Below are 6,415 nucleotides of genomic sequence, written 5' to 3' on the forward strand. Positions count from 1 at the left end.
TCATGAAAACGGTCGAGCGCGCGTTGCAGGAAGCGGTGCGGCGGCTGCCCGACTGCACCGACACGCCGCGGCTCGATGCCGAACTGCTGCTCGCCCACGCCTACGGGATCGAACGCGACGAGCTGCTGTTGCGCCCGCCGACCGCACCGGTACCGGCAGGCTTCGCCGACCTGCTCGACCGGCGCTGCGCGGGCGAACCGGTGGCGTACATCATCGGTCACCGCGCCTTCTGGAACATCGAACTGGAAGTCGGGCCGGGCGCGCTGATCCCGCGGCCCGACAGCGAGACGCTGATCGAGGCGGCGTGCGAGCATTTCGCCCGCGGCGACGGACCCGAGCGCATCCTCGACCTCGGCGCCGGGCCGGGCACCCTGCTGCTCGCCGCGCTCGACCAATGGCCGCGGGCGACCGGACTGGGCATCGATTCGAGCGAGGCGGCGCTGGCCTATGCGCAGCGCAATGCGCAGCGACTGGGCCTGGCGCCGCGGGCGCAGTTCCGCCGCGGGGACTGGGCGAAAAAGGTCACCGAGCGGTTCGACCTGTTGCTGTGCAACCCGCCTTACGTCGCCGAGAATGCCGAGCTCGGTCCCGGCGTGAAGGAGCATGAACCGGCCGAAGCGCTGTTCGGCGGCGCCGACGGGCTCGACGATTATCGCCGGCTGGCACCCGAAGTCGGGCGGCTGCTCGCGCCCGGCGGGCTGGCGGCGATCGAGATCGGCTATGACCAGGGCGAGAGCGCGGCGGCGCTGTTTGCCGCGCAAGGGCTCGAGCCAATGCTGGCGCGCGACCTTGGCGGGCGGCCGCGCGCGCTGCTGATAAAGGCCTGACGCAAAAAGACTTGGAAAAACCGCGGCTCGCGGCTACATCTTGCTCAGCACCGGTCCGCTTTGTGGAGCCGACCGAGGCAACCCCCTACTACCTCTTTCGGTTTTCGTGGCCCAGTGGCGCGACGGCCAGGACGAAACAGGGGCCTCCGGGAACGAGCGGTTCGTGCCCGGCACCGCAGCTCACGCGCTTCGAGGATTTGTTCGGCGCCAGTGGTCAAGGAACGTCACGCTTGATGAACAATCGCCAGGGCGGCCGCCGTCGCGGTCGTGGGGGTCAGCAGCCGCGAGGTATCGGGGGAGGCGGAGGCGGCGGTGGCCGCGATCAGCGCAGTCGGGGCAATGCCGCCCAGCTTCTCGAAAAATACAAGAACATGGCCCGCGACGCGCAGCTCGCCGGGGATCGTGTTCAGACCGAATATTATCTGCAGTTCGCGGATCATTATTTCCGCGTGCTGGGCGAAACCCGCTCGCGCTTTGAGGATCAGCGTCCCTCGCAGGACGATGAGGACGAAGGCGAGGACGAGGGCTTCGACGGCGAGGGCGACGAGGAATCGTTCGATCAGCCGCGGCAGGACCGCCAGGAGCGTCCCGAGCGGCAGGATCGTCAGCCGCGTGGTGATCGCTATGAGCGCCGTGATCGCAATCGCGACGACCGTCCGCGCGAGGATCGCCAGCCGCGCGAGGACCGGCCCCGTGAAGATCGCCAGCCGCGTGACGACCGTCCTCGTGAGGACCGCCAGCCGCGTGACGACCGTCCTCGTGAGGACCGCCAGCCGCGCGACGACCGTCCGCGTGACGATCGACCCCGCGAAGAGCGTCAGCCCCGCGAAGATCGCCAGCCGCGTGAGGACCGTCCTCGCCGCGAGCGGGCCGAGCGCCGCCCGCGTGCGGAGGAGCAGGTCGAGCCGGCAGTTGCCGAGCCGCAGATCGGCAGCGGGATCGCCGATTTCCTTCCGCCCGCGATCGGTCCAATCAGTGACGTGAGCCAGGATGAAGGCGAGGCCGAAGCACCCCGTCCGCGCCGCCGCACGCGCCGCAAGATCGAAGACAATGACGAGGGCGTGGCTCCGGCCGCCTGATCCTGCTGGCTGGCTGAGCCGGCAGCACCATTGACGATCATGTAACAATATTACAGGCTCCTTCCCGACATTAGGGGAAGGAGCCTGTTGATGCGTCTGCTCGTGGCACTTGTGGCAGCGGCCGCCGCGCCGCTTTCCGCCCAGTCGACCGCCCCGCAGGCGATCCCCGCCCCCAATGCGAGCGGGCAGGGCGATGTCGCGGTCACCATCTACAACAACGATCTCGCGCTGGTGCAGGACCGGCGCGATCTCACGCTGCCCGCGGGACGCTCGCGGCAGGAGTTTCCCGACGTATCGGCGCGGATCCGGGCGGAAACCGTTACCCTGACCGGAAGCGGCATCGGGATCGTCGAACAGAATTTCGATTACGATCTGCTGAGCCCGTCGGCGCTGATGCAGAAGGCGGTGGGGGAGACCATCACCCTCGTCCGGGTCAATCCGGCGACCGGTGCGGAAACGCGCGAGCGGGCGCGGGTGCTGGCGGCCAATGGCGGCGTGGTGCTGCAGATCGGTGAGCGGATCGAAGTGCTGCGCGACGACGGGCTGCCGGTGCGGGTGATCTTCGACAAGGTGCCGGAGGGCCTGCGTCCGCGCCCGACGCTGTCGGTGACCCTCACCGCACCGCGCGCCGGGCGGCAGCCGGTGACGCTGACCTATCTGACGCCGGGGCTGGCCTGGGATGCCGATTATGTCGCGCTGTTCGACGAAGCCGCCGGGCGGATGGACGTGCAGGGCTGGATCACGCTGAACAACCGCAGCGGGACGGCCTATCGCAATGCCGACGTGGTGCTGGTCGCGGGATCGGTGGGCAATGCCGAGCAGCGGAGCCGCTACCCGTCGCCGCCACCATCGGCTGACGTCATGGCGGCGGGCACCGACAGCGCGACCCGGGCGCGGGTGGGCGACTTCTATCTTTATCCGCTTCCGCAGCGAACCACGATCGCGCAGGCGCAGCAGAAGCAGGTCAGCTTTCTCGACGTCAGCGGGACGCCTGCAACCCGGGCTTACGAATATCGCAACCAATGGCTCGGCACGACCGAGCAGCCGGTCAGCGCCAATTCGGTGCTGCGCTTTTCCACGGGGAGCCGTCAGGGTCTTGGCGATGCGCTGCCGGCGGGGACTGTGCGGGTCTATCAGCGCGATACCCGCGGCACCCCGCAATTCGTCGGCGAATCGCGGATCGGCCACACGCCGATGGGCAGCGATCTTGGTCTGACGACGGGGCAGGCGTTCGATATCAAGGTGCAGCCGACGGTGACCGAGCGGACTCGGCTGAGTTCCGATGGAAGCCGGTGGCGAACCGCGATGCGCTATCGGCTCACCAATGCCTCGCCGCGGGCGGTGACGGTGGATTTGCTGCAGGACGGATTAGGGGGCGACACGCGGATCGTCAGTGAAAGCCAGACGAGCGAGCGCCGCAGCGCCAACGCCGCGCTATGGCGGGTGACGGTGCCGGCCAATGGCGAGGCGAACGTGACCGCCACCGTCGACTCGCGCTTTTAGGCCGATGCGGGCCGCCGCGCTGTTGGCGCTGTGCCTCGCCGGCCCGGCGCTCGGCCAGACGGTGATCACCTCGCCCGCGCCGGAGCGGGTCAGGGTGACGATCTATCGCGATCAGAGCCGCGGCAATGAACGGCCGCAACGCCAGTGGCTGAACGGCTATGCGCTGATCAGCGAAACCCGCGCCATCGCCATCCCCGCCGGTGAAACGGACTTGCGCTTCGAGGGCGTCGCGAGCGGCATCGTCCCGCAAAGCGCGATCGTCGGCGGCATTCCTCAAGGTTTGCTCGAGCGAAATCGCGATGCGCTGCTGTTGTCGGCGGGGAGCCTTGTCGACCGCACGCTCGGCCAGCGGGTCAGCCTTCGCCGAACCGACCGCGCGACGGGCGAGGTAACGGAGCAGGACGCGGTGGTGCGCACGGGCAGCGACGGCGGCGTGGTGCTGCAGACTGCCGCAGGGGTCGAAGCGCTGCGCTGCACCGGACTGGCCGAGACGTTGGTGTATGACCGCGTGCCTGCCGGCCTGTCGGCGCGCCCAATGCTGTCGGTCCGGGTCCGCGCTAGGCAGCCGCTAAACGCTACGGTGACCTTATCGTATCTCGCTACCGGGTTCGACTGGCAGGCGGATTATGTGGCGTTGTTGTCGCCCGACGAGCGGACCGTGCAGCTTCAGGCGTGGCTGACCCTCGCCAGCACCGACGAGACGAGCTTTGTCGGCGCGACCACACAGGCTGTCGCGGGACGGGTCAACCGCGAGCGGACCGATGTGCCGCCGGTCTCGGCCCCGCCGCTGCGGCTGCAATGCTGGCCGGCGGCGACGACGACCACGCTCGTCAGGGGTCCCGACGGCGAATTCTATGCCGACGCGGAGTCATTCCCGATCCCGCCACCGCCTCCCCCACCGCCCCCGCCGATGGCGGCAGAGATCGTGGTGATGGGGTCCCGAATCATGGCCGAGCGCGAGCGGCTCGGCGATCTGCAATTGTATCGCATTCCCGAACCGGTGACGGTCGCGGCCAAGGCGCAGAAGCAGGTCGGGTTGATCGATCAGCCGGTGGTCAAGGTGCAGCCGGTTTATCGCTTTTTCTTCGATGCCGAGGATTCGGATGGCGACGAGGAAGGACAGTTGGTCCTGCGCGCGCAGAATCGTGCCTCGGATGGCCTCGGCCTGCCCCTGCCGGCCGGAAACCTCGTGCTGTTTGCGACCGGGGCAAGCCGTCCGCTGATGATCGGCGAAGGATCGGTCCGGGACACCGCGGTCGGCGAAAAGGTCGAAGTGAACGTCGCGACGTCAGGCGGCGTGCGGGCACGGCTTGGCGGAGAAGGTTCGGAACGGCGTTCGCTGACCCTGACCAACGATCGCTCGGTTCCGGTCGCGGTCGAGGTCGAGCTTGGCCGCGACGACGGGGTGTCGATCGACGCGCCGAAGCTCATCCGCCGCGACGGCAAGCTGCTGTGGCTTGTAACCGTTCCGGCGAACGGCACCGCGACGCTGGCTTATCGCCTCCGGCGCTAGGCTGCCGGCGGATCGACCGGGCGGGGGCGGTGCTGGGCGTCCAGCGCCACGAAGGTGAAGAGGCCCTCGGTAACCTTGATCTGCCGCGCCCCGCCATCGCGGTCGGCGATGACTTCGATCCGGATCGCCATGCTGGTTCGTCCGACCCGCTCGACCGTCGCGTAGACGCTGATGAGGTCGCGAAGTTCGATCGGCGCGATGAACTCCATCCGCTCGATCGCCACGGTGGCGACGGCGCCCTGCGCGCGGCGCGAGGCGACGATGCCCGCGGCGATATCCATCTGGCTCAGCACCCAGCCACCGAAGATGTGGCCGTTCGAGTTGATATCGCTTGGCCCCGGGGTGATCCGAAGCGTCGGCTGGCGGGGGTCGTTGTTGGTCAAAGCTCGTCCTTGTCGATGAGAATCTCGTCCGGGGTGCGACTGGCTTCCTCGTCGTGGCCCGAGCCCGAGCTGAGAAAGGTCAGCGTCATCAGCGCCGCGCCGAGGAGCACGCTGAGCCCGGCGCCGAGCGCGGTGGCGATCAGCATGTGGATCTTGGTTTCCGATTCGCCCTGGGTCACGAAGAAGACGGCCGCGGCCGCGGTCAGGACCGAGACCAGGGCCATCCACCGCATGATCCGGCGAAAGCGCTGCCACTGGGAGCGCCGGAGCGAGGGGATGGGATCGGGTTGCGGCATGATGGCTTCCCTTTGTGCGCCGAAGATGAGACCTTCAACCCCGGCAATCATCCACACGAGGGAGTGAGCACGCCATGACCATCGCCGCCGTTCTGCAGAGCAAGGGAACCAAGGTCGCCACGGTCGCGCGCGACGCGACACTGAGCGAGGCTGCGAGCCAACTCAATCGCAACAAGATCGGTGCGCTGGTGGTCGTTGGCGCAAGGGGCGAGGTCGAGGGCGTATTGTCCGAGCGCGACATCGTGTCCTGCCTTGCGGCGCATGGCGACGAGCAGCTCGGCCGGCGGAAGGTCGCGGATGCGATGACGGCGCCCGCCATCACGGTGGGGCCGGATTCGGAAGTGCTGAGCGCGCTTGCGCTGATGACGGCGCGGCGGATTCGGCACCTGCCGGTCGTGACGGAAGGGCGTTTGGCGGGAATCGTGTCGATCGGCGACCTGGTGAAGTGGCGGATCGACCGGATCGAGCGCGAAGCCGAGGCCATGCGCACCTACATCCAGACCGCCTGACCAACTTTTTTCAGGTCACTGCAGCCAGACCCCTATACATAGACTCGCGCGCGACCTCGAAAAATCGAGCGAAAACTTGAAGTTGGGGGGTTGCGCGAATCTCAGGCGGGGCTAAATGCGGCTCCAGCAACGGACGCAGCGGCCTCGGCCCAGTGTTCGGAAGCACCGGACAGACAGGCTGATCGGCCGCTTCTTCCGAAAGGAAGGTTCAAGCGGATCGATCGCTCGCCACCAGGCGGGAGGTCAGAAAGTCCGGGGCTGCTGTGGAAGGGTTCGCTCTTCACGGTCAGCTTGTGTGGCAATGT

Annotated in this window: 7 protein-coding genes; 5 read left to right on the forward strand and 2 right to left on the reverse strand. The window is 67.9% G+C overall.

Annotated elements, in window-relative coordinates; all coding sequences use genetic code 11:
• The first annotated feature begins 2 nt into the window (after positions 1-2).
• From prmC to V6R86_RS04035, 4 genes are all read left to right on the forward strand, one after another.
• Positions 3-827 (forward strand): peptide chain release factor N(5)-glutamine methyltransferase, encoded by an 825-nt coding sequence (gene prmC / locus V6R86_RS04020; protein ID WP_338502333.1) that lies wholly within the window; start codon positions 3-5, stop codon positions 825-827.
• A gap of 233 nt (positions 828-1,060) precedes the next feature.
• On the forward strand, positions 1,061-1,906 hold the full coding sequence (locus tag V6R86_RS04025) for a DUF4167 domain-containing protein (RefSeq protein ID WP_338502334.1): 846 nt from the start codon (positions 1,061-1,063) through the stop codon (positions 1,904-1,906).
• A gap of 90 nt (positions 1,907-1,996) precedes the next feature.
• The gene (locus V6R86_RS04030; protein ID WP_338502335.1) at positions 1,997-3,409 is read left to right on the forward strand and encodes a DUF4139 domain-containing protein; all 1,413 of its coding nucleotides are present in this window, start codon (positions 1,997-1,999) and stop codon (positions 3,407-3,409) included.
• A 4-nt stretch (positions 3,410-3,413) separates the two neighbouring features.
• The gene (locus V6R86_RS04035; RefSeq protein WP_338502337.1) at positions 3,414-4,922 is read left to right on the forward strand and encodes a hypothetical protein; all 1,509 of its coding nucleotides are present in this window, start codon (positions 3,414-3,416) and stop codon (positions 4,920-4,922) included.
• Here V6R86_RS04035 and V6R86_RS04040 read toward each other — a convergent pair.
• Both V6R86_RS04040 and V6R86_RS04045 read right to left on the reverse strand, forming a co-directional pair.
• Entirely contained in the window at positions 4,919-5,305 is a 387-nt protein-coding gene (locus V6R86_RS04040; protein WP_338502340.1) for an acyl-CoA thioesterase, read from the reverse strand. The genes V6R86_RS04035 and V6R86_RS04040 overlap by 4 nt on opposite strands.
• Positions 5,302-5,601: a hypothetical protein gene (locus V6R86_RS04045; RefSeq protein WP_338502342.1), complete on the reverse strand. Its 300-nt coding sequence runs from the start codon at positions 5,599-5,601 to the stop codon at positions 5,302-5,304. The genes V6R86_RS04040 and V6R86_RS04045 overlap by 4 nt, the downstream gene beginning before the upstream one ends.
• A gap of 74 nt (positions 5,602-5,675) precedes the next feature.
• Here V6R86_RS04045 and V6R86_RS04050 point away from each other — a divergent pair, with 74 nt between their 5' ends.
• A complete protein-coding gene (locus tag V6R86_RS04050; RefSeq protein WP_338502343.1) occupies positions 5,676-6,110 on the forward strand; it encodes a CBS domain-containing protein in 435 nt (144 codons plus the stop codon).
• The last annotated feature ends 305 nt before the right edge of the window (positions 6,111-6,415 follow it).

This window comes from Sphingomonas kaistensis (assembly GCF_036884275.1).
Lineage (GTDB): Bacteria > Pseudomonadota > Alphaproteobacteria > Sphingomonadales > Sphingomonadaceae > Sphingomicrobium > Sphingomicrobium kaistense_A.